The organism is Bacillus sp. FJAT-42376, assembly GCF_003816055.1.
Classification (GTDB): Bacteria; Bacillota; Bacilli; order Bacillales; family Bacillaceae; genus Metabacillus_B.
In genome coordinates this window covers 3898653-3923349 of sequence record NZ_CP033906.1, presented here as the reverse complement: position 1 = coordinate 3923349, position 24697 = coordinate 3898653, and the positions used below count along the sequence as shown (strand labels likewise).

The following is a 24697-nucleotide window of genomic DNA, read 5'->3' as shown; positions in this document are numbered from 1 at the left end:
TTCACCCGTGGTAAAATAGAGAGAATAGAGATGTTTGAGAGGGGTTTCACATGCCAAAAGGAACAGGAAAAGTATTGGCGCAAAATAAAAAAGCCAATCACGATTATTCAATAGAAGATACGTACGAAGCAGGGATTGTTCTTCAAGGAACCGAGATTAAGGCAATTCGTGCCGGAAGAGTCAATTTAAAGGATTCGTTCGCCCGGATTCAGGCAGGCGAGCTGTTTGTTCACAATATGCACGTCAGTCCGTATGAACAGGGAAACCGATACAACCATGATCCGCTCCGGACACGGAAGCTGCTTCTTCATAAAGGTGAGATCAGCAAACTGATCGGACTGACGAAAGAAGAAGGCTATGCGCTCGTTCCATTAAAAATTTATTTGAAAAACGGGTTCGCAAAGGTTTTAATTGGTCTCGGAAAAGGGAAAAAGAAATATGACAAGCGGGAAGATTTGAAGAAAAAAGAGGCAAAACGAGACATTGAGCGCGCATTCCGCGACCGCCAAAAAGACTTCTAATGAGAGTGTGATTCTAGTGTCCTGGGTATACTTTGGTATAGCGGCTGTTTTGATTTTCAGTGCCGTATTCGTTTTCCGCACAAGCAGAAGATAAACATTATTTTACAATTGCTTTATGTGTGAGATTTGTTATAATAGAACTTGTACCGATGATAACTGAATAAGCAACAGCTTATCTTATCACCTGTTCTGTGACGGCCAGACTTTCACCAGGACCTGAACAGACTTCCCGTAATCCTATGGGATAAAAGCCTAAAGGCTTTTACTCTTATCATGGGGACGTTACGGATTCGACAGGGATAGTTCGAGCTTAGGTTGCGAGCCGAGTCGGCGATCTCGCTAATAACGCCAACGCCAATAATAACTGGCAAAACTAACAACAACTTCGCTCTAGCTGCGTAACAACAGACTATAGCGGTTCCTCCCTCCATCGCCCATGTGGTAGGGTAAGGGACTCACTCTAAGTGGGCTACGCCGGATCTCGCCGTCTGAGGGAGAAGGAAGAGAACAAGCAGACTAGCTGTCCTGACGCCTGCTGGTAGGCATACGGCACAGCGAACTCCGAATATCCCAGCTACGCTCGTAGACGCTTAAGTGCCGATATTTCTGGACGTGGGTTCGACTCCCACCGTCTCCACCAATACATACTTTGGTGGTTTTAGTTTTTATGTATGTACCTTAAATTGTAAAAAGGTCTTTTTACATGATTATGCTTTAAAAAAACAGTGACATTTATATGCTTTAAATAGCTTTTTTTCATTCTAGAAACGGTTCTGTGACTTGAATCATAATATTGCTGAGTAGGCATTTTTATGGTTCAAAAAACTTCGGGGAAAAATATACTTAAATTTAAATAATTAAAAAAAGCATGATTGGTCAATTAACCAATCATGCTTTTTTGTTTAGATAAAGTTTAGGTATATAAGTGTGCCTAAAAGTACGCTATAAAATGCACTTTTAAAACAGTCCCTAATATAAGATCAAAGTTTATACATAGAAGTTCTATGTATGGTTTTTCTATTTCCAGGACTAAATTGAAATTTTTGGGGGAATTTGATACTATTTCTTTGAAGATGTTAATCTTCTCTTTATTTAGTTTTTGGTGTTGAGTGTGAGAAGCTATCGTACGGGGAGCCATGTAGCGTAAACTACATGGCTTTTGTTTTGCATAATATATTACTTTAAAGCATTTTTCTGCTTTATTTTTTCCTGAATTTTATAAGTGATGAAAACAATAAAAAGAAAGCATGCTAAAATTAAAAATATCATTCCAACTTGGTAAATTTTATCTATAATCTTTTTTCTTTTACCCTCTTCATAATATTTTTGATAGATGTATTGTAAATTATATTCTTCTGCTGCACTTGGTACTTTATATTTTTCCCCTGACCACCCTTCTTTTAGAGCTGTATTCTTAATATTTATTAGTTGATTAAAGATAGTGTAATACCCTTTTTGATAATAGAGAGCTGAAAGCCCTTCGTATTTGGTGGGAACTGAGTAATCTTCCTCTTTTCGAGCAGAAGATAACCCTTCTTGATAAGCTTCTTCTTCTTTCTTTATATTTGAAAGCCTTTTTTCGTATGCGTCTTTAGCCAAATTGGTTACATCTCTTGGCAGGTCTTTTGGTAAGGATAGCGGCTTTGATTCAGATGCTGCTAGTTTAGCAGTATATATCCATTTTTCTGTCTGCCCTTTTAAATATCCACTGTTAAATTTGGCTTTCGCCTTTGATGTAATGGCAAATTTCTCAGGTGTGATTTTACTCTTAAAACCAAGTCCTTTTTGGTATCCTTGTTCATAGGCTATACCATCTATTTTAGTTTTATACCCTTTTTTGTACCCCTCTTTGTACCATCCATATTCTGCATTGCTTAATTCTCCGGGAGGTTTTGGATTTTCTTGGAAGGAACCATGTTCAGCATCTTGCTCCCCATCTTTAAGGCCCATGTTCTCTATATTAATACCAATTTCCTGTAGGTCCTGATAAGAATCATTTTCCCCGTTAAGGTCACTATCTTTATAAGACTCTACTGTACTTCTTCCATTTGAAGTTGTATCTCCGTAGCCACCATGGCAATGATACCCACCGGTAGAACGATTATTATGACATCCAGAAGAGTTAGTCCTACCACTGTGAGCACTTACGTCAGTTGAACTATAGGATATTAAAAACAAGCTAAATAGAATCAATATATACGCTCTAAATTTCATACTTTTCCTCCAGCTTTACTTCAGTTCATTACAGTCAAACTTATCATCTTTTATATCGGCGAATATCCACATTTATACACATGTGCGTGTATGGCTGGCACCTTGAAGTGAAAAAATGTCTAATCCCCAAAATAAGGGGTTTAGACGTTTTATATATATTTCTCGTATCATGTTTTCTCTACTTTAGAATTCTCCTCTTTCATAGGTAATTAGCTGATATTTCTCACCCATAGATACTTAGGGCCGGTAGGATGCTTATCTACTCTTATTCTGGAATTAGAATTCCAAGAGCCCCCTTTGGTAGTTCTGACTATTTCAAAGTTGGAAGCCTTCATCGAGGGTATAAGTAATCACTCGATTATATCCAAGACCTTTAACAGCTGTACAGGCTGCAGAGTACAGTTTACTAACTCCGTTTTTATATGCTTCTTTTACTCAACACCTGGTTACTTCAAGTGTAAATCCATCATCTTGATAGCGGGATACAGGACGGCCAGCCATCACAACCCCTACCACTATATCTCCATCCGTGATAGCAATAGATAGCTTATGCCCGGCAAGTGCAGTGTGATGCCTATGAAACAAAGTTTTAAATTCTTTTATGTTTTACAATTAAAAACTCTATCGATCTGATATGTGCATCGATGCATCGAAGTTTATATACTAACCGATTTGTTCATTAAATTCTTGTTTGGTGCCAAGCCTTTAGCCATATGGTTAGAGGTTTTTTAGTGTCAAAACTTAAGAGTATTTACACTATTTTCCTGTTGAAATAATATCAAGGTATATGCCGGTGTCATAAATTAGTGTCAAAAAAAGTGATAAAAGGGAGCGGTTTTGTGAAATATGGATATGCGAGGGTATCGACAGTCGGCCAAGATTTGCAGATGCAATTGAACACGCTAAAATCTGAAGGCTGTGAGAAAATATATTCGGAGAAGTTCACGGGAACCAAGGTGAATCGTCCGCAGTTTCAAGAGCTGCTGTCCAAGTTAAAGGGAGGTGATATTCTTGTGGTAACAAAGCTGGACCGTTTCGCTAGGTCTACTTCTGAGGCACTAACGATCGTCAAGGACCTATTTCATCGCGACGTAAAGGTACATGTATTAAATATGGGGCTGATTGAGAACACGCCTACCGGACGCCTTATTTTTACAATCATGTCGGGGTTTGCGGAGTTCGAACGGGACTTGATTGTGGAGAGAACTCAAGAGGGAAAGGCGATTGCTCGGCAGCGTGAGGACTTCCGCGAAGGTAGACCCACAAAGTATACGAGGAAGCAAATAGACCACGCTCTATCTTAGTTGGGGGAGTATTCGTATAAACAGGTACAGGATCTTACGGGAATTTCTAAGAGTACCATGATAAGAGCGAAGCGTAAAATAGGGGCTGACCAGAAGGGTAGCTTCTTTTTTTGCTATGCATCTTAACCAAATTTCCGGGTTTTAACATTATTTTTTGCTAAAAATCGGTATATAGTGTGTGCGTTAGCGTACCTTAGGGATTGACAGCGATAAAACAGTGGTGTATTATAAAATTAAATAAGCGTCACGTTGCGTGAGGCAAAAGGAGGATTAGAATTGAACATCTTTCAAATCAAAACCCGTCCCCATGGTACAGTAAGGTTAAATGAGTTTATTCAAGGGAAATTCATCGCTATAGGGTGGCCTCGCATAGGAAACCTAGCAGGAGTATCCAAAGAAGAAATCCGGATACGTCTACAGGAAGCTTATGGCCACACCTACGATAATCCACGAACTATCAGCGTTGACTTGGGTAACATTTGGGCTTTTGTTGATACCATGCAAGAGGGCGCTGTCGCTCTATTCCATGGTCACCTAGATAACGTTCATATTGTAGAAGTTGGCGCATATGAGTACGTTGAGGAATTCGATAACAACGAGGATGGAATGTGTCACCAACGGAAATTTAAGCCGCTCACGGTTGTTAAGTTCGATGAATTGAATACTAAGCTTCAAGAACTGCTCCGGCATCGAGGTACAGTGACGCGCTTTAAATATCCGTTAGAAGATGCGGAATTAGAAGCCCTAATTGATTCTCAGTCAGATTTAAAACATCCTTCTCAGCAAATACCACGTGAGGTGCCGGAAGACATTATAAACAAAGCCCTGGAGGTTTTGGATGAAGCTTTACACTCCAGCGACCCAGATAAACGTATTAAGGCAGCCGTTGAAATACTTAGATATGTAAAGTAAAAACAGCCCTGCGCCAATTTGGCCGTGGCTTATATAGTCGAGTGTTTCCTATATGTAATTAATAATTTAACCTTTGATAAACACCCACATCTTCAGTACCCGGCCTTTTATTAGGTGCTTATCCGAAGTAGAATTCGCTACAAGTTCATCAGCTAAATCGAGCAATTTGGAAAGGAGATGGAGCATTTGTACGAATCCTCTTTAAGTAAGACAATTTTTGAATTGTTTGTGGAAAAAGGAACCTATGGATATTCTTTTTTGAAAGGAGATAAAAATGATTCCCGAAGACATAAGAAAACGATTAAGTGCTGAATCATTCAAGTGTAATTTCTCAGTATATATTTCATTCTTTAACCCCTTTTTTAAAACCATGAAAGAGGCTGAGGAATTTATCTACTTATGTGAACATCATGACTTGGTTAGTAAACGAGCTATGCATCAACTAGTACGAGGAATATCAATGGCAGACAATGTTTTTAAACTGGATCAATCCACGAAACTAGACGGTATTCAAGTTCAGTATTGGATTATGACCATCGAAACGCTCTACAAGGCAACTAATCAAAAAGCAATTACTGATAAATACAAAATTATTAGGGATTTTTTTTCTAACTACATTAACTCAGAAGACCAGAATAGGCTAAAAACGGGGATCCACGCAATGGATGGACAACCACTTAATATAATTAATATAGCTCTTTAATGGTATTCGTAATATGGTTGCTCATGAAGGGATTTATTGGATGTGTGTGTTTAGAGAAGATGATTATATGGGGTATGCGTTAAAGCCTAATTTTAAGGAAGCTGATACTCTGTCAAGAAACTAGACACATAAAATGAAGAAAAGATGATTTTTTCTATTGTGCGTACATTTAGTGGCATTTGATAGACTTTCAGGGGACTCTGAAAATCTATCAAATGGACAGATAAGGCCCTCCCTGTTCTCTGTAGTACTGCCTTTCAAACTCAAGCGGAGACATATAATCACAGGCGGAGTGAATACGTTTGGCATTATAAAAATGCACCAAATACTCAAAAATCTCTTGCTTGGCCTCTTCCCTTGTTTCATACGATCTTTGAAAGATTAGTTCACGCTTAATCAAACCATGAAAAGACTCAATACAGGCGTTGTCGTAACAATTTCCTTTTCGGCTCATACTCGTGTACATCCCATTCGCTCGTAAAATCGCTTGATACTCTTTTGACGCATACCGGCTTCCTCGATCAGAATGATGCACGATGCCGGGATTTGGGGGCACAGCTGCCAGAGCGCGGTTCAGGGCGGTGATGACAAGCTCTTTGGTCATCCGATGACTCATGTGCCAGCCAATGATCCGACGAGAGAAAAGATCCATAACCGTTGCGAGATACACCCATCCCTCACGGGTCCAGATGTACGTGATATCCGCTACCCACACCTGTTTAGGGTGGTCCACCTGAAATTGTTGGTTGAGCAGATTCGGATAAATCGGCAGCCGATGTTTTGAATTAGTTGTCGCTTTATGTTTCTTCACGGTTTTAGACCGGAGCCCCTGCGCTTTCATAATTCGTGTAACCGTCTTTTCTGATACACGTTCACCTCCAGCCCAAAGCATTCGCGTAATCTTGGGACTTCCATAATTTTCATCGGACTGGAAAAAGGCGAAACGAACTTTCTGGGTCAGCGCTGCCCTGCGCTTTTTCTGTTCAGACTGCTCACGGCTTTTCCATTCATAGTAGCCGCTTCTTGAAACACCTAGGACTTGGCACATCTTCGCTACACGAAACTCGTGGCGGTGTTCATCAATAAAAGATTACTTCGGGTTTCTCGCGAAGATGCCCATAGCCTTTTTTAAAATGGCTTTCTCTTCTTCCAGATCACGGATCCTTTTATTCAGGCGGTGCGACTCTTCATTTTCAGGCTTCACATTCCCACTCCCGACAAAGCCTTTCTCATCACTTTCTTCGTACTTCTTAATCCAGTTATGCAGGGTCTGTTCTGCCAGGCCCAGCTCTCTGGCCACTTCAGCTTTCACCCGCCCCTCTGTCATTTTGACTGCACGGATTTTAAATTCTTTATCGTACGTTCACTTTGTCAATTTGAACACTCCTCAAATGTGGATGACATGTACCAATTATTATACATGTATTCTCCCTATTATCCGTGTCCAGTTTTTAGAGTAGCATTAGGTGTAAATGTCAACACAAATATGTACACTTTTGCTTGTTTAAGGATGTACAAAATCATTCTTTTTCTGCCGCTAAATGATCCTTCAGTCGGTAAGATTGGCCCACTATATTAACGACCGTGGAGTGGTGTAATATCCGGTCTAGGATGGTATTCGCAAGTTTAGGGTCTTGGAACACTTCGTCCCAAGTCTTAAAATTTACGTTCGTTGTAAAGATCGTGCTCCGCCTTTCATACCGGCGATCAACAAGCTGGAAAAACAGCTTGGCATCTTCCTGATCAATGGGCAGGTACCCAATCTCATCAATAACCAACAATTTGTATTTTGCATAATGTTTGATCCGGCTTTCCAGGCGGTTCTCTAAGCGTGCTCGCTTTAAATTCTGCATCAAATCATGGCACTTTATGAAATAGGTGCTCGTCCGCTTTTTCGCTGCGACAATTCCAATGGATGTAGCTAAATGGGTCTTGCCGACCCCACTGGGGCCTAAGAAGACGATGTTCTCGTTTCGCTCAATAAAGCGCAGGGTCAGAAAGTCCAGAATCTGCTGCTGGTTTACCGAAGGTTGAAAGGAAAAGTCATAGTCCTTGATTTCTTTTAAGTGTGGAAAGGCCGCCACTTTAACCATGGACTGAACCATGTTTTTCTCTCGCACATCAATCTCATAATTGGTTAGTTTAAGGAGGGTTTCAATAAACGACAGCTGATTGCGAACACCAAAATCTATGACTTCATCCAGATGAATCCCCATTTGGTTCAGGTTCAAGTAGTCCAGATTCTGCAGAAGCTGCTTGTAATTCGTATTGGCATTCATCCGTTATACACCCCTCCAATGGCAGCTAAGTTTTGTTTAGCCAGTTCCTCAATTTCAGGGTAATAGGGGGCCGAAACTTGCAATCCTTCTTTGTAATGCTCTTCTTGATAGTTAAGCTTGGCTTGTCCAATCGGATGTTGGGCTATGAGTTTCGTGTTATAATAAACCCATAATTGGTCATCATACACTTGTAATCCTACTCTCTTGCCTTGGTATTCCGATGGGACGGAGTAATGGTTTGATTTGTAGGAAATCATGTTCGATGCATTGACTTTTACAAGCGTATGTTTGATTCGATAGGAATCTCTTACTTTTTCAGTTGGTAGCTGGAGTAAGTGGTTCCTTTCTTTTTTGTATTCAAAAATCGGAATTTTGCCTGTCCCCTGATGCAGCTCATGATTGATGCGCCGGGCAAGATCCTGCACAAATCGATGCAGTTCTTCTAAGGTTAATTGCCCTTGGTAGGCATGGATCTCATCCAGTAATTTCATTCTGGCCTCAACCTTCCCTTTTGTCCTTGGCCGGCCAGCCACGCATGGTCTGACTTTGAAGCCGATGTCTTTGGCGTACTGGTCAAATTTTGTATTTACTTTTCCTGAAAAGAAGTCCGTGCACGCTTCATCCATCACGGTTTTCATGTTATCCGTCACGAGTTCCTTCGGCACCCCTCCAAATGCTTCAAATGTTTCTGTCAGAAAGGAAAGAAGGACACTTTGAGACTTGGATATACTTAAGTAAAAGGTACGGAATCTCGAATAGGAGAGGAGGAGGACGGCTACATTGATTTCCACCTGTTCTCCATCTTTTGTTTCAAAACGGATGTTTTCTTTCCAGTCAAGCTGTGCCTGCTTGCCGGGCGGCGTCTCGAAACGGACGGTTCCTTTGGGAGAGGGAAGACGCTTCGCCTCTTCAAAGTAAGCTTTGAATTCTGGAGTTCGTGCGATGTAAGCTCGAAAGGCTGAGGTGGAACAGTCCAGCTCATGGTTGTCTTTCAGGTATTGCCATAGGACTCGGCGATAATAAAAAACCTGTTTGGAATCCTCTGACAAGAGAGCCGCAATTACTTGATAGAACTTGTCGATCTTAGAAGCCTTTTCTCTTTTTCTTTTTGGAATGAATCCATTCAGATACTTATCCACTGTCCGGCGATCTACACCCAGTTCTTCTGCCAGTTTACTCTTATTGATTTTCATTTTTAAATGCTCCATTAGTTGTTTGAATTTTGGTAAGTCTCTTAGACTCGTAATCTCAAATTCTGTGTCCACCGTAAGCGCCAGATACACATCAATCACCTCTAAAACAGTATGAAATGATTGATCAGCTTTGTACATCTTTATTCAAGCAAGATTGTACATATTTAAATTAGCATTTCTATGTGCATCTGGAAAAAGTGGAAGACAGCTAAAAACCGCCGCAAGAACTTAATCAAGCTGGGGATGAGCCGTAATCAGGCATACAAAAACAGCCACACAAGCAAAGGGGTGGCCCGCACGGCTTACTCGTGGATATTAACCACAACCATTACAAACAAAAGACTAGCCGCATTCTGGCTAGTCTCTGGAATGAAACACTATATGAAAGTAAATGCCTAGAATAAAATTGAACCGCCGTATACGGATCCGTACGTACGGTGGTGTGAGAGGTCGGGAGTTAATCACTCCTTCCTACTCGATAAATATGTCTGAATAACTACTTTTTAGGAATAATATACTAAATTATGTTGCATTAGGAAATATACCCTTGTATAATAAAACTTGGAAAATCTAACCATAGAATAAAGATTGAAAAAGGCAAACCAATTGAAAGGTTGGGACGCAAAGCTTTAGGGGCTAAAGTCAGAGATGATTATGCCAGCCAGCTACCGGACTGTATAAAGACATTCGGGAATCGATATGTCTATTTTTGTTTTCCAAATTTCAAAATCTGGGGGATCAGTAAATGAGAAAAAGAAGTCTGGTATTTTTATTAGCACTTGCTTTTGTAATTGGTACACTCTTTTCCACAAATGTAACAGAAGCAAGTGTATCGGTTTCTGCTTTGCAGAAGCAAATTAAATCTTTGCAGGCTACAATTGCGTCAAATAAAAAGCTTTTGGCTGCTAAAGACAAACAAATTAATAGCTATAAAACGCAAGTTGGTAGCTTAAAATCTCAAATATCTCAAAAGGATAAGGATATTAGCAAATACAAAGCAAATGCAGGTACTCCTTTAAGTTCAAAACTAGCGTATCAAGGTTTTGTCCATAGTGGAACATATGAATATGGAAAAACTTCTGTCCCAGCATTATTAAGTTTCAAAGGTGTTAGATATGCTCCAATCGATCTTATGGCAAATCTAATAAATAGCCATTCTTCTTATAACAAAAAAAGCGATACTGTATTTTTAGGAACTGATCCTAATGGCACAACATATATGTCAGATGTAATAAGTCCTTTTAATTATACATATGAACCCTCATTAAATAAAGAAATGACTATGGGTGGTAAAACTTATAATAAAGGTTATAGTATGTTCTGGTCAGGTATTGATGAATATATGGTATTTAATTTAAACAAACAATATACTCATATTACAGGTCTCCTAGGATTTGCGGATGGAAGTAACTGGGGATCCCATCACTTCAAAATTTATGGAGATGAAAAATTACTTGCTTCATATGATTTAGCTAAAGATGACCTGCCAACTTCAGTAGATTTAGATGTTACGAATGTACAAAAGCTAAAAATTACTTGTGAAGATGGTCAAATAGATAATGGAGTTATCAATTTTGCTAATGTAATTATAAAATAAGATAAAAAAGCATCCTTCGGGGTGCTTTTTATTATGGGAACAAATGATTATCCTCTAATTAGAGGACGATTAAAATTTTTTCTTCATATATGCAAAAGTCCTAACGAAAATATTAAAGAAATATTTTGGAATGACTTTTAAAAAATGATGAAAAACCTCGGCCTCAAACCTATAAAGATCAGAGTAAACATACAGGTTTGTACACATTGCCCCCGCAACGTAATTATTTTCAAACGTAGTCAAGCAATTTTAATGTTAGCCTAAAACCACTGTAAATATTGCTGTTATAGTATTTTGAAGATAGGGTGGTTCGACTCCCACCGTCTCCACCAATACATACTTTGGTGGTTTTAGTTTTTATGTAAAATATGTGTAAATAATCAAAGGAAGGGCCAGAGGCTCCTTCCTTTTTTGTGTTTTTGGATACTTCCGCAGGATTAGTTATTATAGACAAAATTTTTTATTTCCTATAAATTACATTTCTTATTTATAGTAAACTTTATTCATGGGAAAGGAGTGAACTGCAGTGAGCGAGCAGACAAACGTAATCATTATTAATAAGAAAATAAAGGAAATTCAGTTGTCTAGCAGAAAACAGATTTATTCTGGTTTTTTAGTTCCAATAAATTCTGATTGGACGGGAGCAGTATTTAATCTGGAAGAATTGGATGTTTTGGCAAAGTCGCTATCAAAGAAACTGGATACGTATGCTTTTTGTTATGAATATGCGGAAGACTTTTTTTGGGGGTTCCGTCTTTATAAAAGCGGAAAAATGATGTCAGAATTAACCTTAACTTTTGAAGAAATTGAAGTAAAAGATATTCAAGAAGGGCTGGAAACTCTTCAAAACATAGCGTATAAACAGGCTTCATACCAAAAAATGATGGAGATCCTGAACGGGGACCCGGTGGGGCAAGAGTTTTTCCTTGCCGATCTATTTAAAGAAGCATTTGACTTTGAGAAAGTGGATGGAATTTGTTACACCTCACTTAGTGAATGGGGCAGTACAATGCTTGAAGAAGAAAATATAAAAATAATTAGTTCCAATCAAAAGAAATCTAGTTTTTACGATCATGTTTTGAGTTTATTTAAAGAAAATTTAGATGAATTAGGTTTTCATCTAGATCCTGAACTGTCAAATGACTATATGGTCTATTTAAATAAATACAAAGAAAATTTTAAATATACAGCATTTTATGATGTGTGTGAAAAAAATACATTGAGAATTGGATTCAGAACTCCAAATTCAAGCGAAGAAACGGGAAGAGAATTGATTAAAAAAAAGCTTCATTTAATCATAGAATACAAAAACAAAAAAGAACTTAGTCATCTCTTGGAAAGAGAAGGCTACCTCTTTATTAAAAGAATGGAAGAATATCTTAGTAATCATCAAATAACGATTGGGAACGTAGACAATTTATATAAAAGCAGATGTGATTCTTTTCTTAAAAAAAAAGGATATTCCAGGACGAAGTTTAGTCCCGATATTGTACATGGGGGAGAAATACAATATGAATCGGGCGATTCCATTATTGTAATAGAACATATGTCTGGACTGGCAATCATCAGAGCTTTCATTCGTTATAAAGGGGAAGTATTCGAACTCTCAACGATTCTAGATCGATGGAGGAAAGAACTCAAATTGAATATATCGCCAGGGGGTGAAGAATCATTTTCTTTCACAACCGAATCCGAACTCTTAGCCCAATTAGATCGCTTACTTATGTACTTGGACTGGCTGCTGTTAAAAGGTATGGAAAATATTGTGGAAGATCCGTATTTAACACCTGATACTTTCAAATCAATTGAACACGCTTAAGATCAGCTAAAGTAGCCCGAAATAATTCGGGCCTTTTAAGCATGATGTCTATCCGTTCCTAATTTGGTCATGTGGCATGCACCGTTCCGTGTATCTCATTCCATTGCTTATAAGGATCCAATCCATCTTCACGCTCTGCTTTTTCCATTGGAAGACGGCGGTCTTCAATGGTTTTGCTGAATTCATCGTAAAAATTTTCGATTTCGAAGTATTTCCGGTCATCCCGATAATAGGTTTTGTATTCATCTCTTGAAACAATGTATGTCACTTTTTCCGGACTGCAGTAGTATAGGGCGCCAAGACACATAGGACAAGGGCTTGCCAAAATATAGATTTGGCAGTCTTTTAAATGTTCGGTGCCCAGCTTTTGGCAAGCATCCTGGATAGCAAGAATCTCGGCATGGGCAGTTGGATTATTCGTTTGAGCGGCCTGATTCGTGCGTTCGGAAATCATTTCATCGCCCCGGGTAATGATACAAGCGAAAGGTCTGCCTCCTTCTTCAACATTTTTACGTGCCAATTCGATGGTCCTCTGAATGAAATCCATATAATTCCCTCACTTCTAGTATTTTTACAACTTCTTCCCCTTTGTCGGTCTATTAAACGCGGGATGGCACATTGAACATACGCTTACGTCATAATGGAGGAACAATTTTTTCAAAATCTCCTTTTTGTATTGCTCGTTTCAAAACAAAAATTGTAAACTGGAGTTTGAGGTATTTGAATTTTCTAAAAATAAGAGGAGTGAGCTGAAATGATCCATAAACTTGGACAAATTATGCTGTATGTGAATAATCAGGATGAGGCAGTGAAGTTTTGGACGGAGAAGGCGGGGTTTCACGTCATTTCTGAAGAGGATAACGGACAGGGAATGAGATGGATAGAAATCGCTCCGGCAACGGATTCAGAAACCACGATTGTTCTGCACAATAAAGAAGTCATTGCAAAAATGTCGCCGGAACTAAATCTTGGCACTCCTTCTTTCCTGTTTTTTTCTGAAAATCTGGATCAATTATACAGCGACTTATCCAGCAAGAAGGTGACGGTTGGAGAAATCGTCCATATGCCTTCAGGAAGAGTATTTAACTTTGCAGATCCTGAAGAAAATTACTTTGCTGTAATGGAAAAAAAGTGAAGAGCCAATAAACCGCAATTAAAACAGCAGTACCCTAAATGATAGTGGAGGGTACTGCTGTTAAGAGTGCTGTTTTCCCAATACATGAGGATGAGAATACCTGAAACCCTTCACAACTACCCCATCATCAGCCGGTTCAAAATCAAACTCGGGAACACGTTCAAAACCCATCTTTGTATATAAAGCCATCGCACTTTTCATAAAATCTGCGGTATGTAATCCAACATATGCATATCCTTGCTTTTCAGCAGTTTCGATACAGTGCTGCACTAATGCTTGTCCAATTTTCTTGCCTCTGTATTCACGATGGACGGCGAGCATTCGAATTTCCGGATAATCCGGTGAGTTGACTGTCCATTCATACGCATCTGATTTTCCGGGGAACAAGACGATGCTTCCCGCAACGCGGCCTTCTATTTCAGCTACAAAGATTTCAGCATTGCTGCTTACATCTTTATTTGAAGAAAGAGTTCCTTCTAAAGCATTCCAGTGAGATTCTGAAACAAGGTTTCGGTACTCGCTGTAACATTCTATCCGCTGTGACCGCACAAGCTCTATTTCGCTTTCTTTCATCTTTCTGATATTCACGTCAATCTGCCCCCTTATCCGTGATTTTAGGATTAAAACATAATTTAACTATAAGGGATAATCGGAAGAATAAACAAATTTAAGTGTAAAGTTTGGATCGGGACCCTGTCGCGCGGATTATTAGAACAAGCAAAGCATAAACGGTCTCTTCCATCCGCTTATGCTTTGGCTTATACACAGCAAGCATTTATCCGGCAGCAGGCGGGGCCCCGGCAGCTGCCGGTTTTCTCTGCCCTAATTCCTGATCCAGGAGCAAAAGCGCTGACGGATTATTCTGGGCAAGCTTCAAGCGGTCCACAATCGTTTGGCTTTGTGCTTCTTCATCAATTTGTTCCCTTAAAAACTCCTGAATGATGACTGCAGCCTGCGGGTCTGCCTGGCTGGCATATTGATAAGCCTGACGATAAGCATTTGTAACAAATTGTTCATGGGCGAGCACTTTTTGAAAGGTTTCAAGCGGTGTTCCGAAGTCACTTGGCTGATCCGGGATGCTTTTGAGCTGGACCGTTCCATTTTTGCCGACGAGATAGTCAATCAGCTTCAGCATATGAAGTCTTTCTTCTTCTGATTGAATTCGAAGCCATGCTTCCATCCCTGTGTAGTTCAGCTTGCCCATATAGGCTGACATGGCGAGATATAGCGTAGATGAAACATGCTCGATCTGAATGAGGCTGTTGATGAGCTTTTGCAGTTCTTCATTCATTTTCTTCCTCTCCTTTGGCCCAGTCGTTACTGAACAGTGTATAAAAAACCCAAAAAAAGGTGCAGGAGGCAGAATGTTTTGTGTTCAAAAAAAAAGCTTCCCTGCCTGTGTATGAACAGGTAGAGAAGCTTTTTTTACTTAGTAAAATAACTCTTCAGTCCTTGCACAATTCCATTTGTCGCCTTTTCCTGGTAGTCAAAGGTGGTTATCAGCCGTTCTTCAGCAGGGTTGGAGAGAAATCCGAGCTCTACCAAAATCGAAGGATATTTATTTTCCCTCAATACCTGAAGATTTTTATAGGATGCCTTTCTGTCCGGAAGCTTCACAGCAGCCAAAACATTTTGATGGACCTTTGAGGCAAGCAGGCTGTCTTTCGCAAATGTGTAGTAGAAGGTGGAAATTCCCGTCGCTTTCAGACCGCCGGAATCATAATGGATGCTGATAAAGGCGTCCGCTTTGCTTTTGTTGCTTAAGGCAGCCCGTTCACTAAGGAGGGGATATGTATCCGAATTCCGGGTGAATTTAACATTGGCGCCTTCGTTTTGAAGCTTTTTTACAAGCAGTTGAGAACTGGTGAGTGTCAGGGATTTTTCAAGTGTAAAACTGCCTCTTGTTCCGGGGTCATATCCGCCATGTCCGGCATCCACGACAATGACTTTTCCGGTAAGAACCCCTGTTGGACTCTCAGGCACCGGCGTCTCGATTTGCCCGGCAGAAATCAGTTTGTTTGATACCCAGCCTGTCCGGCCATCGGGAATTTTAACTTTCGTCCAGTCCTTTTGTTTCTCAAATGTTTGCAGCTTTGTTCCTGTTTTAAGCGTAAGGATGACAGGCGAGCTTGTCCCGGGGCCAGAACGTATATTGGAATCTGTATTCAGATAGGCAAAGCCGGCGGGAGTCTCCACAGCAGGGGGAGCAGTGACACTCCCGAGATACTGCGAAGCGGCCCACCCGGTAATTCCTTTGCTGGTCTTAATGTTTGACCATGTCCCCTGAGTTTTCAATACGGTAACAATCTCATTTTTCTTCAATGAAGCAAGCACTTTTCCGTTTGAAGCGGCTGTGGCTCTTATATTTAACGTTTCTGCCGTTACCCGTTTCTCCTCCGTTTTAACCGGTGCAGGAGCTGCAGGTGTTCCGGAAGCAGTCAGATACTTAGCATTCACCCAGCCGGTTTTGCCGCTGGCTGACACTTGGGACCAGCCATTTTGTGTCTTCATTAATGTAACGGAGGCATTCCTTTTCAGGGTCATAACCACTTTGCCTGATGTGCTTGGGGTGGAACGAACATTCAAAGAGGAAGCATTTACTTTGGCGGTTTTTAATGCCGCTGCCGTAACTTGTTTGACGTTTAGGTAAGAGCTTTTTACCCATCCTGTTTTCTTTCCGGATTGAATCTTCGTCCAGCCTGATTTTTGGTCCAGGATGTGAACAGCCTGATTGTGTTTCACTTGCATAACAATGGAAGAATTTATGGATGCAGCCGATCGTACATTGAGAACATCCGCTTTCACAACCCCTTGCTGGGAGGCCGCGGCTACTGTCAATGCTCCAGAGGAAAAGGAACCAAACACTGTTGCAGAAAGCAGACCCGCAATCAGTAATCCTTTTCTTACGCTTGTTTTCATGCTGTAACTCCTCTCAGATATAGAAACTCTCTTTTACTATCGGCAGTCTATAAAGCTATCATATGATTCCAAAGACCTATTTTGTATGAAGGATGCAATCGTTTTTGATGCAAAGCATCCCCGCTAACTTTCTCTATTCCTGCTTGTCAGAACAAATAATTCCCCCCCTTCCTTTATATACTTAGATAAGTGATGGGAAAGGGGGGGAGGGAAATGGATGAAATAATCCATTTCAATGTGCTGCTGAAGCTGAGTTTTGCAGCCGCTGCAGGCATTATTATCGGTTTGGAAAGAGAATTAAAAGGAAAACCCCTGGGCTTAAAAACATGTCTGATTATTTCAGTCACCGCCTGCTTGCTGACGGTCGTTTCCTATGAGTCGGCCTTTCAGTATTCAGAAGCCTATTCCCGTCCCATGGATCCGGGACGGATTCCCTCCTATGTGATAAGCGGAATTGGGTTTTTAGGTGCCGGAGTCATACTAAGAAGACACAACGAAGTCATTTCAGGACTGACAACGGCCGCTCTTGTTTTTGCATCTGCAGCTATCGGGATTACCATTGGAGCAGGTTTTTATTTTGAAGCGCTGGCCGGCGTGGTATTTATTTTTACGGGAGTAAAAATTCTTCCGGTCCTTCTCGAAAAATTTGTGATAAGAAGGCTAAGAGAAAAAGAATTTAAGGTAAAGCTCTATACGGCAAAAGATACCGATCTGACCGCACTGCTTGATGACCTGCGTGAAAAAAGACTAGGAATTAAAAGAATCAGGATAAAAGAAGAAGTGGAAATGATTACGATTTATTGTGTGGTAACCTCGGAAGTGAAAGACAATCCAACGGAAATTTTTTATGAAGTTCGAAAGCCTAAGGGAATCATCCGGGCAGATGTTGAAAACATGGAGTAATCCGAAGGTTCAGTTCCCCCGGCTTCTTGCTGATTTTCAGAGACTAATAACGGTAGATCAATGAAACGCGGAGATTGCCCAATTCAGCGGACTGAATTGGTTTTTTTCGTATTTTACGGACTGTCCGGGAAACATTTTTAATTAATCCCTCATTTGGGTTTTATTGACTTGTAAAAAAATGTAGAATGAGAGAGCGGGTGATACGATCTAAAGGGGAGAGTGAATAACATGACCGAACCGGCAGCAAGTACATCAGAAAACCGGGCATTGAAAAAAACGAGGCATCTTCGGATGAATATTCTTTTTTTAGCTGTATTTCTCGTTTTTGTTTTAGTCATTGTCCGTTTAGGAATTGTTCAAATTGTCAGGGGAGAGGAATATACGAAGGAAGTCTCAAGATCTGAGACGAACGTATCTGCCTATCCAGCGCCAAGAGGGAAAATGTATGACCGCTACGGCCGGGTTGTCGTTGATAATATTGGGGTGCCTGCCATTACCTATACCGTTGACAAAAAAACGAAACCTGAAGATAAGATTCGGGCTGTTAAAGAACTAAGCAAGCTTATACAGGTGGAATCAGAAGCGATTAAGAAAATAAAGGAACAGGAAAGCGGGCGGGATTTGAGAGACTACTGGCTCTCTGCCCATCCGAAAAAGGCCAAAAAGCTGCTTTCAAAGAAAGATCTGAAGCTCGATGGAAAAGCCCAATATCAGCTTCAGGTTAAAAACATTCCCCAAACGGAAATAGAAAAGATGAAAATGGATCCACAGCAGCTGTCCATGGCTGTCCTGTTCAAACGCTTCTCCTCCGGCTATCAATATGAACCTCAAATCATCAAGGCTCAAATGCCTTCCAAGGATGGGAAAACAGGTCCGGATGTGATGCTCACACAGGATGAAATGGCCCGTGTATCCGAGAACCTGGATAAATTGCCTGGGATCAATATTATTACGGACTGGGACAGGCACTATCCGTATGGCGATTTGCTGGGACCGCTTCTTGGCAAAGTCACATCTTCAGCAGAAGGTATCCCGAAAGAAAGAATGGATTACTTCCAGACCAGGGGCTATTCAAGGAATGACCGGGTGGGCAAAGGGTATATAGAAATGCAGTATGAACAATACCTGAATGCAGCCAAATCAAAAATACAGTATACAACGGATAAAGACGGCCATGTATCCGAGGAAGTCATCTCTGCGGGCAGCCGCGGCTATGATCTAAAGCTCACATTTGACATGGAGCTCCAAAAAGAAATCGATAAAATTATTGAGGAAGAAATCATCAAAGGGAGAAGAGGATCCGGCAACCGGCTTGTAAGCAGCGCATTCGCTGTGGTGATGGATCCAAATTCAGGAGACGTTCTATCCATGTCCGGCAAGCAATTCAATTTCAAGGAGAGCAGCAAGCCGCTCGATTTTTCCTATGGAGCGTTCACGGGACAGTATGAGATGGGATCTGTCGTGAAGGGTGCTACGGTTTTGACCGCCTATCAGCATGGGATGTCCACCTATAAATCCTATTATGATGCTCCAATGACTTTTAAAAACACGGCAACCAAGTCTTCTGCGGGAGACCGTTCACTTGGCTGGGTGAATGATATTGAAGCATTGAAAAAGAGTTCCAATATTTACATGTTCAAAGCGGTTATTGAAAACATTGCCGGATTCTCTTATGTGGAAAACGGTCCGTTTAAAGGAAGTTTCAAAGATATTGAGACGTTAAGAAACGGATATTATCAGTTTGGTCTGGGAATGGAAACAGGAATTGACCTGCCAAATGAATCCCATGGGTACAGAACAGATCCGGAACGAGTCGGCCAGCTGATGGATTTCTCGATTGGCCAGCTTGATACGTATACACCGCTTCAGCTAGCCCAATATGTATCCGTAATCGCAAACGGGGGGTATCGTATTCAGCCCCGGGTCGTAAAATCAGTTCATGACCCTATTTCTGAAAATGGCATTGGCCCATATCATTTAAATAAGGAACCGAAAATCTTAAATCGGATTAACAATTCGGAAGCAGAGATCAAACAGGTTCAGAGAGGATTCAAAGCGGTAACCCAAACAGGAGGAACCGCTGCAGGAAAATTCCCAGGTCTCGATGTATCAGGAAAGACCGGTACAGCTCAAACGACCTATCGCTATCCGGACTCCAAGCTGACTGAGAAAACGTACAACATTAATTTTGTTGGCTACTACCCTTCCGAAAAACCGGAAATCGCTTTTAGTGTAGTCGTTCCTTATGCAAAGGCGGATATCAATAAAGCGATTGCTTCACGAGTAGTAAAAGCTTATGTGGATCTGCAGAAGAAATATGAAGAAACACCGCCTGAGACATACAAAGAAAAGATAGAATAAGAAGAAAAGGCCTCTTTACGGGGCCTTTTTCAGTAAGATAAATTGCTGCCGAAGCAATATTCTCCCAGTGACAGCAAAACATCATCCCTTTAAGTCAGTTCCGCCTTTTACATTGATTTTTCTTCCCTCGGCGGAATCATCTCTATGATAGAAAAGAATAAAGTAGAGCGGGATCGCGATAAGCAGGTATCCTCCCAATCCTATTAAGCATGTAAAAATTTTCGTTCCAATTGGATCAGGATTCCTTCCTTTCCCGATAATATAAAAGCGTTCGACTGTCGATTCGCCCATGAATAAAAATACGAGTGATACAAGGGCCGCAATCGATAAACAGATAACTTCGGTGTTCGGAAACCATCCTTTTTTCCATTGATACAAAATCAGCTGAGTGAAAATAATGGCTGCTAAAATTAGTCCATAGGAAAAAGCCAAATGAGGAACTTCAACTTTAATAAGAGCTGCCAGCAGCCCTCCGACTGCTCCCGTACCTGCTGCGATAAAAGGCAATCCTTTGATCAGGGAAGTAATTTTAGGAAAACGCCAGGAGATTTTCTTTTCATTCATTAAAAGTATGATATTGAGAAGGATGACGATAGCGGCAATGGCAATATAAAGATTGGAAGCTGTATTGAACCAGTCAAAATAAGGTTTTTTCATGGCAGGCTCCCAGCCGTATTTCGTACGTCTTTCATGAATATGGCTGTAAAGAAGATACCAGCCAATTCCCAGAAGCATCAATAAACCAAAGGCCATAACCATAGCCTCTTTAAGGGAAGAATCTTCTTGTCTATCTGCCTGTTTTTTGAGCTGGTGTCTCCGTATCCGTTTTTTTATTTCTTTTTGTTTTTTAACCTCAGCTTTTTTCCTCTGTTTCTCCCTCATAAAATCCTCACCATTTTTTCTTTTACTATAGCATGAAATTCCACCTGTATTCTTGCTGCAGTTGATGTAGATCGGCAGATAAATCGGTTCGCTTCAGCTCCGAAAAACGATGGAATTCAGCAGGGGAATAACATCGTTTTATGCCTGCCCGAAAAGCAGACCGGGAATGAAGGTCTTGTTTTGGTATAGTCAGCCTTTATTTGTCTAATATTACATAGAAAGATGGGCTGGGAGGAAGCGTATATGAAAAAAGAAACTTATATAATAAGGACCTCTGTCTATGACTGAATTCCCCGTTATCCATACAAATTTCTGGGACGCTGTTCTGGCTATTCCGGTCGTTTTGGTCGTCACATAGCTTATTAAAATTTTTCTGCCCGTCCCGCGGAAATATATCCCGACCATCGCATCACTCCTGGGTTTGCTGATTTCTGTTTTTTACAGTCACCGACATGATTTATGGGCAGGCCTGTTCATGGGTTTTTTTTATGGAGGAGCTGCAATCGGCAGCTATTCTTCATTGAAAACCTCGATCTTAGCTTTTCGGAATGGTACAGGGAACATGAAAAGAGAGCCTTATCCTTAAAATAAGGAACAAGGCTCATATATATCAGCAGGGTTATCGTTTTTTCATCCAATCCGGTTTTTCAAAGCCTTTGAATTCCTGATCGATGACTTTTTCATAATCAGCGGATTCCACAGCCGCAAATCCCAATGAAAAAAGCAGATCCGCTGACCGGATCTGCTTTTCCCTGTTATTCGCCCAGGTCGACGTTATGATAAACCTGCTGGACATCCTCTAAATCTTCAAGTGCATCAATCAATTTTTCGAATTGAGCCTGAGCATCTTCCGGAAGCTCTACATCGTTTTGAGCAAGCATGGACAGCTCGGCTACAGTGAATTCCGTAATGCCGGCGCCTTTGAATGCTTCCTGCATAGCGTGGAATTGATCCGGCTCTGCATAAACGATCACGGAATCCTCTTCTTCCTGGATATCGCGTGCATCTACATCTGCTTCCATTAAAAGCTCAAGTACGTCATCGGAATCTTTTCCTTCTACTCCGATAACAGCCGTTGCGTCAAACATATAAGCCACAGAACCGCTGACGCCCATGTTTCCGCCATTTTTCCCGAATGCTGCGCGAACCTCGGAAGCGGTGCGGTTTACGTTGTTTGTCAGTGCATCAACGATTACCATTGACCCGTTTGGCCCGAATCCTTCATAGCGAAGCGTATCGTAGTTTTCCTCAGATCCGCCTTTTGCTTTCTCGATGGCACGGTCAATAATATGCTTCGGCACATTGTACGTTTTTGCCCGTTCAAGAACGAACTTCAAGGCTTGGTTTAATTCAGGATCCGGCTCGCCTTGTTTCGCCACAACATAAATTTCGCGGCCGAACTTGGCATAAATCCGGCTCGTGTTTTTATCCTTAGCTGCCTTCTTTTCCTTAATGTTATTCCACTTACGACCCATACTGTTCACTCTCTTTCGGTATTAAATCTATCATAGGATTTGGTTGTGATAGGGATAATTCATTACCTTTTATTATAACGTATTTGGGTGGGTGGTTACGAGTTTTTATTGCTGGAAGGGGGAGTGGGAGGGGAGGGACGGGATGCGAATATTGTCGAAATATAAAATATCGCTAATAAAAAGTGTATTTTCGATAATATATATAAATTTTCGATAATATATGGAAACCTTTCAATAATAAAAGCGGATTTTCGATAATAAACGGATTCAACGGATTTCAATATTAATGAAGGATTTTCCATTTCAACAACGAAAGTAAGATAAAACGTGACAGGAGTGATGGAATGATAGTAAAAGAAAGAAAAACCCCTCTGAAAATCCTCAAGTTACAAGCACTTCTTAGGAGAATTCCTCCAAATCATCCTAAAATCCCATTTTTGAAAGAAGAACTTTATAAAAGGCTAGCTGGTTTTCGCGGAGAGAAATCATTGGATTACCATTTATCTCAAATGGATGACAGCAGCACTTATATTTTGCACGATATTCGTTTAAAGAATGGGAAAGGTGTCTTTCAAATAGATACTCTCATCCTTACTAATCGGTTTGTCTTGATTATTGAGGTGAAAAACCTTGCAGGTACAATCTATTTTGATTCCATTTTTAATCAATTGATTCGAACAAAGGATGGACAGGAAACAGGATTTCTTGATCCTTTGCTGCAAATACAAAGACTGGAATCAAGCTTCAGGAACTGGTTAATGATTAAAGGGTTTGAATTACTTCCTGTAACCGGCATAGTTGTCATCAGCAGTCCACAGACTATTATTAAGGCTCCTGAACAAAATTCAGCTTCAGTTATCAAAAAAGTTCTTCATGCGGAAAAACTCATCTCAAAATATGAAGAGATAAATACGAATTATAAAAAGTGTTTTTATGACGAAAAGCAGATGAAAAAAATAGGAAGGTTACTAAATAAACATCATGAAGAAGAAAACTCCTCTATACTGGAACGTTATAATATTCACAGGAATGAATTGCTGAAGGGAGTAATGTGTCCAGCGTGTCAAGAGATCATTGAAAAGTGTCATGGGTCCTGGTTCTGCGGCAAATGTCATGCTTATTTCAAACACGCCTATATTGATGCTGTAAATGACTATTATCTCTTAATTGGTGATCGGATAACTAATAAAGCAATGAGAGATTTCTTAAGCATAAATTCTATTTCGGCTGCGACCCGCCTCCTCCAATCCCTCAACCTAAAATCCGCCGGCCAAAACAAAGGCAGAGTCTACGAGCTTTCTTTCATAGAAAAAAGCACCTCATAAAGAGATGCCCGTTCAATCATTCCGTATCTTTTTTCCACTGATCCTGTTCGATCAGCATTTTACCCGGCCATGTATAAGCCATGATTCCGCCGTCTGCGGTGATGTCTTCTCCGGTGACATAAGAGCTGTCGTCGGAGGCAAGGAACAAAGCGACGGTTGCCATTTCTTCCGGACGCCCGAGTCTGCCCATTGGGGTAATCCATTTGTTGGCTTCTCTGAATTTTTCGCCCATATCCTCGTCTTTGCCGCCGACTAGTGTGTCAATGAGTGGTGTTTCAATCGTTCCGGGGGAAAGGGAGTTGACCCGGATTCCATCACGTGCATAGTCAATAGCCATTGCCCGGGTGAAATTGGTGATGCCTCCTTTTGCTGCATTATAGCCTGAGCGGTCAAGATCGGCTGCCCGGCCTGACATGGAGGAAGTGTTGATAATGGAGCCTCCGTTTTCAAGCATGAGCGGGATTACGTATTTGCTTGTAAGAAACGTTCCCCTCAAATCGACGGCAATGATTTTGTCGAACAGCTCGACCGGGTACTCATGCACTTTTCCGCCTTGCTGATCAACTCCTGCATTATTAAATAGAATATCGATGGTACCGTATGCCTCCTTCAATTTGCCGGCAAAGTCAATAACGCTTTCCTCGCTCGAAACGTCGAGATAAACAGCCTCTGCCTGTCCGCCGTCTTTATTGATTTTATCAACGGTTTTCTGCATTTCGTCTTTATTGATATCCGCGCAGATCACTTTAGCGCCTTCTCTTGCAAAAATTTCCGCCGTTGCCTGTCCAATCCCTGTTGCTGCTCCGGTAATGACAGCTGTTTTGTTTTCTAATCTTCCCATTTTATATAACCTCCCAAAATAATCTCTGCAGATTATTTTCCCTGTATGTGAAACAGTAAACATACGGATGGGTCAGTCGGCAATTAAAAACCCCGTGAAAATCAGAATTTCAAAAAAACGAGATTTACATAGAGAAAAGGGCGTTGACGGGAAGCCCTCTATACGTGTACATTCATAACAAAGTTTCCTAGGGTTCCGCGTGCTTTTAGCCGGTCTGGTCCGAGAGGAAGCGCACGATTCGTGTACACGGAGGGCCCGGGAGGATGTCATAAAGGTATCTTCTCCGGGCTTTTTTTCAGGAAAAGGAGAGTTCA

General features: G+C 40.9%; 20 protein-coding genes, 1 other RNA gene, 3 pseudogenes and 2 riboswitches. Of the genes and pseudogenes, 12 read left to right on the top strand and 12 right to left on the bottom strand.

What is annotated here, in order from left to right; genetic code table 11:
- Window positions 1-50 precede the first annotated feature (50 nt).
- A complete protein-coding gene (gene smpB, locus CEF21_RS19745; protein WP_123919350.1) occupies window positions 51-521 on the top strand; it encodes an SsrA-binding protein SmpB in 471 nt (156 codons plus the stop codon).
- Window positions 522-796: 275 nt separating this feature from the next.
- Window positions 797-1161: a transfer-messenger RNA gene (gene ssrA / locus CEF21_RS19740) on the top strand.
- Between the two features lie 536 nt (window positions 1162-1697).
- Here ssrA and CEF21_RS19735 read toward each other — a convergent pair.
- Together CEF21_RS19735 and CEF21_RS21805 are read right to left on the bottom strand one after the other, a co-directional pair.
- The gene (locus CEF21_RS19735; protein ID WP_123919348.1) at window positions 1698-2735 is read right to left on the bottom strand and encodes a YHYH domain-containing protein; all 1038 of its coding nucleotides are present in this window, start codon (window positions 2733-2735) and stop codon (window positions 1698-1700) included.
- Between the two features lie 435 nt (window positions 2736-3170).
- Window positions 3171-3338 carry an XF1762 family protein gene (locus CEF21_RS21805; RefSeq protein WP_346773377.1) on the bottom strand — a complete coding sequence of 56 codons (168 nt, stop codon included), beginning with the start codon at window positions 3336-3338 and terminating at the stop codon, window positions 3171-3173.
- 236 nt (window positions 3339-3574) lie between these two features.
- On the opposite strand from CEF21_RS21805, the pseudogene CEF21_RS19725 reads away from it, so the two are divergent.
- The 3 genes and pseudogenes from CEF21_RS19725 to CEF21_RS19715 all read left to right on the top strand — a co-directional run bounded on the left by CEF21_RS19725 (window position 3575) and on the right by CEF21_RS19715 (window position 5654).
- A pseudogene (locus CEF21_RS19725) lies at window positions 3575-4165 on the top strand (recombinase family protein).
- Between the two features lie 150 nt (window positions 4166-4315).
- Window positions 4316-4951 carry a hypothetical protein gene (locus CEF21_RS19720; protein WP_123919346.1) on the top strand — a complete coding sequence of 212 codons (636 nt, stop codon included), beginning with the start codon at window positions 4316-4318 and terminating at the stop codon, window positions 4949-4951.
- Between the two features lie 274 nt (window positions 4952-5225).
- Window positions 5226-5654, top strand: coding sequence for a hypothetical protein (locus CEF21_RS19715; RefSeq protein WP_123919344.1), 429 nt, complete (start codon window positions 5226-5228; stop codon window positions 5652-5654).
- A gap of 211 nt (window positions 5655-5865) precedes the next feature.
- Here the strand turns inward: CEF21_RS19715 and CEF21_RS19710 are convergent.
- The 3 genes and pseudogenes from CEF21_RS19710 to istA form a co-directional block, all read right to left on the bottom strand.
- Window positions 5866-7014 (bottom strand): annotated as a pseudogene (locus tag CEF21_RS19710) (IS3 family transposase); the annotation flags it as partial.
- 160 nt (window positions 7015-7174) lie between these two features.
- The gene (gene istB / locus CEF21_RS19700) at window positions 7175-7933 is read right to left on the bottom strand and encodes an IS21-like element helper ATPase IstB (RefSeq protein ID WP_123919338.1); all 759 of its coding nucleotides are present in this window, start codon (window positions 7931-7933) and stop codon (window positions 7175-7177) included.
- Window positions 7930-9216 carry an IS21 family transposase gene (gene istA / locus CEF21_RS19695; protein WP_123920439.1) on the bottom strand — a complete coding sequence of 429 codons (1287 nt, stop codon included), beginning with the start codon at window positions 9214-9216 and terminating at the stop codon, window positions 7930-7932. The genes istB and istA overlap by 4 nt, the downstream gene beginning before the upstream one ends.
- 496 nt (window positions 9217-9712) lie before the next feature.
- Window positions 9713-9799, top strand: a riboswitch (cyclic di-GMP riboswitch).
- A gap of 72 nt (window positions 9800-9871) precedes the next feature.
- Here istA and CEF21_RS19685 point away from each other — a divergent pair.
- Together CEF21_RS19685 and CEF21_RS19680 are read left to right on the top strand one after the other, a co-directional pair.
- Window positions 9872-10723: an NPCBM/NEW2 domain-containing protein gene (locus CEF21_RS19685; protein WP_123919336.1), complete on the top strand. Its 852-nt coding sequence runs from the start codon at window positions 9872-9874 to the stop codon at window positions 10721-10723.
- Between the two features lie 526 nt (window positions 10724-11249).
- Window positions 11250-12542: a hypothetical protein gene (locus CEF21_RS19680; RefSeq protein WP_123919334.1), complete on the top strand. Its 1293-nt coding sequence runs from the start codon at window positions 11250-11252 to the stop codon at window positions 12540-12542.
- Window positions 12543-12609: 67 nt separating this feature from the next.
- On the opposite strand, the gene CEF21_RS19675 is transcribed toward CEF21_RS19680, so the two are convergent.
- Entirely contained in the window at window positions 12610-13089 is a 480-nt protein-coding gene (locus CEF21_RS19675) for a nucleoside deaminase (protein WP_123919332.1), read from the bottom strand.
- Window positions 13090-13296: 207 nt separating this feature from the next.
- Between CEF21_RS19675 and CEF21_RS19670 the strand changes: the two genes are divergently transcribed.
- Complete coding sequence (locus CEF21_RS19670; RefSeq protein WP_123919330.1) at window positions 13297-13677, top strand: VOC family protein; 381 nt, start codon at window positions 13297-13299, stop codon at window positions 13675-13677.
- A gap of 60 nt (window positions 13678-13737) precedes the next feature.
- On the opposite strand, the gene CEF21_RS19665 is transcribed toward CEF21_RS19670, so the two are convergent.
- The 3 genes from CEF21_RS19665 to CEF21_RS19655 form a co-directional block, all read right to left on the bottom strand.
- Complete coding sequence (locus CEF21_RS19665) at window positions 13738-14265, bottom strand: GNAT family N-acetyltransferase (RefSeq protein ID WP_241156717.1); 528 nt, start codon at window positions 14263-14265, stop codon at window positions 13738-13740.
- A gap of 187 nt (window positions 14266-14452) precedes the next feature.
- Complete coding sequence (locus CEF21_RS19660) at window positions 14453-14968, bottom strand: ferritin (protein WP_123919328.1); 516 nt, start codon at window positions 14966-14968, stop codon at window positions 14453-14455.
- Window positions 14969-15102: 134 nt separating this feature from the next.
- Window positions 15103-16596: an N-acetylmuramoyl-L-alanine amidase family protein gene (locus CEF21_RS19655; protein ID WP_123919326.1), complete on the bottom strand. Its 1494-nt coding sequence runs from the start codon at window positions 16594-16596 to the stop codon at window positions 15103-15105.
- 213 nt (window positions 16597-16809) lie between these two features.
- On the opposite strand from CEF21_RS19655, the gene CEF21_RS19650 reads away from it, so the two are divergent.
- Both CEF21_RS19650 and CEF21_RS19645 read left to right on the top strand, forming a co-directional pair.
- On the top strand, window positions 16810-17499 hold the full coding sequence (locus tag CEF21_RS19650; protein ID WP_123919324.1) for an MgtC/SapB family protein: 690 nt from the start codon (window positions 16810-16812) through the stop codon (window positions 17497-17499).
- 228 nt (window positions 17500-17727) lie between these two features.
- The gene (locus tag CEF21_RS19645; RefSeq protein ID WP_123919322.1) at window positions 17728-19860 is read left to right on the top strand and encodes a peptidoglycan D,D-transpeptidase FtsI family protein; all 2133 of its coding nucleotides are present in this window, start codon (window positions 17728-17730) and stop codon (window positions 19858-19860) included.
- 81 nt (window positions 19861-19941) lie between these two features.
- On the opposite strand, the gene CEF21_RS19640 is transcribed toward CEF21_RS19645, so the two are convergent.
- Window positions 19942-20742 (bottom strand): hypothetical protein, encoded by an 801-nt coding sequence (locus CEF21_RS19640; protein ID WP_123919320.1) that lies wholly within the window; start codon window positions 20740-20742, stop codon window positions 19942-19944.
- A 280-nt stretch (window positions 20743-21022) separates the two neighbouring features.
- Between CEF21_RS19640 and CEF21_RS21640 the strand changes: the two are divergent.
- Window positions 21023-21328, top strand: a pseudogene (locus CEF21_RS21640) (hypothetical protein).
- Window positions 21329-21497: 169 nt separating this feature from the next.
- Here the strand turns inward: CEF21_RS21640 and CEF21_RS19630 are convergent.
- Window positions 21498-22217 (bottom strand): YebC/PmpR family DNA-binding transcriptional regulator, encoded by a 720-nt coding sequence (locus CEF21_RS19630; protein WP_123919318.1) that lies wholly within the window; start codon window positions 22215-22217, stop codon window positions 21498-21500.
- A 344-nt stretch (window positions 22218-22561) separates the two neighbouring features.
- On the opposite strand from CEF21_RS19630, the gene CEF21_RS19625 reads away from it, so the two are divergent.
- Entirely contained in the window at window positions 22562-23542 is a 981-nt protein-coding gene (locus CEF21_RS19625) for a nuclease-related domain-containing protein (RefSeq protein WP_123919316.1), read from the top strand.
- Between the two features lie 16 nt (window positions 23543-23558).
- On the opposite strand, the gene CEF21_RS19620 is transcribed toward CEF21_RS19625, so the two are convergent.
- On the bottom strand, window positions 23559-24383 hold the full coding sequence (locus CEF21_RS19620) for an SDR family oxidoreductase (RefSeq protein WP_123919314.1): 825 nt from the start codon (window positions 24381-24383) through the stop codon (window positions 23559-23561).
- 176 nt (window positions 24384-24559) lie between these two features.
- Window positions 24560-24647: riboswitch (guanidine-I (ykkC/yxkD leader) on the top strand.
- The last annotated feature ends 50 nt before the right edge of the window (window positions 24648-24697 follow it).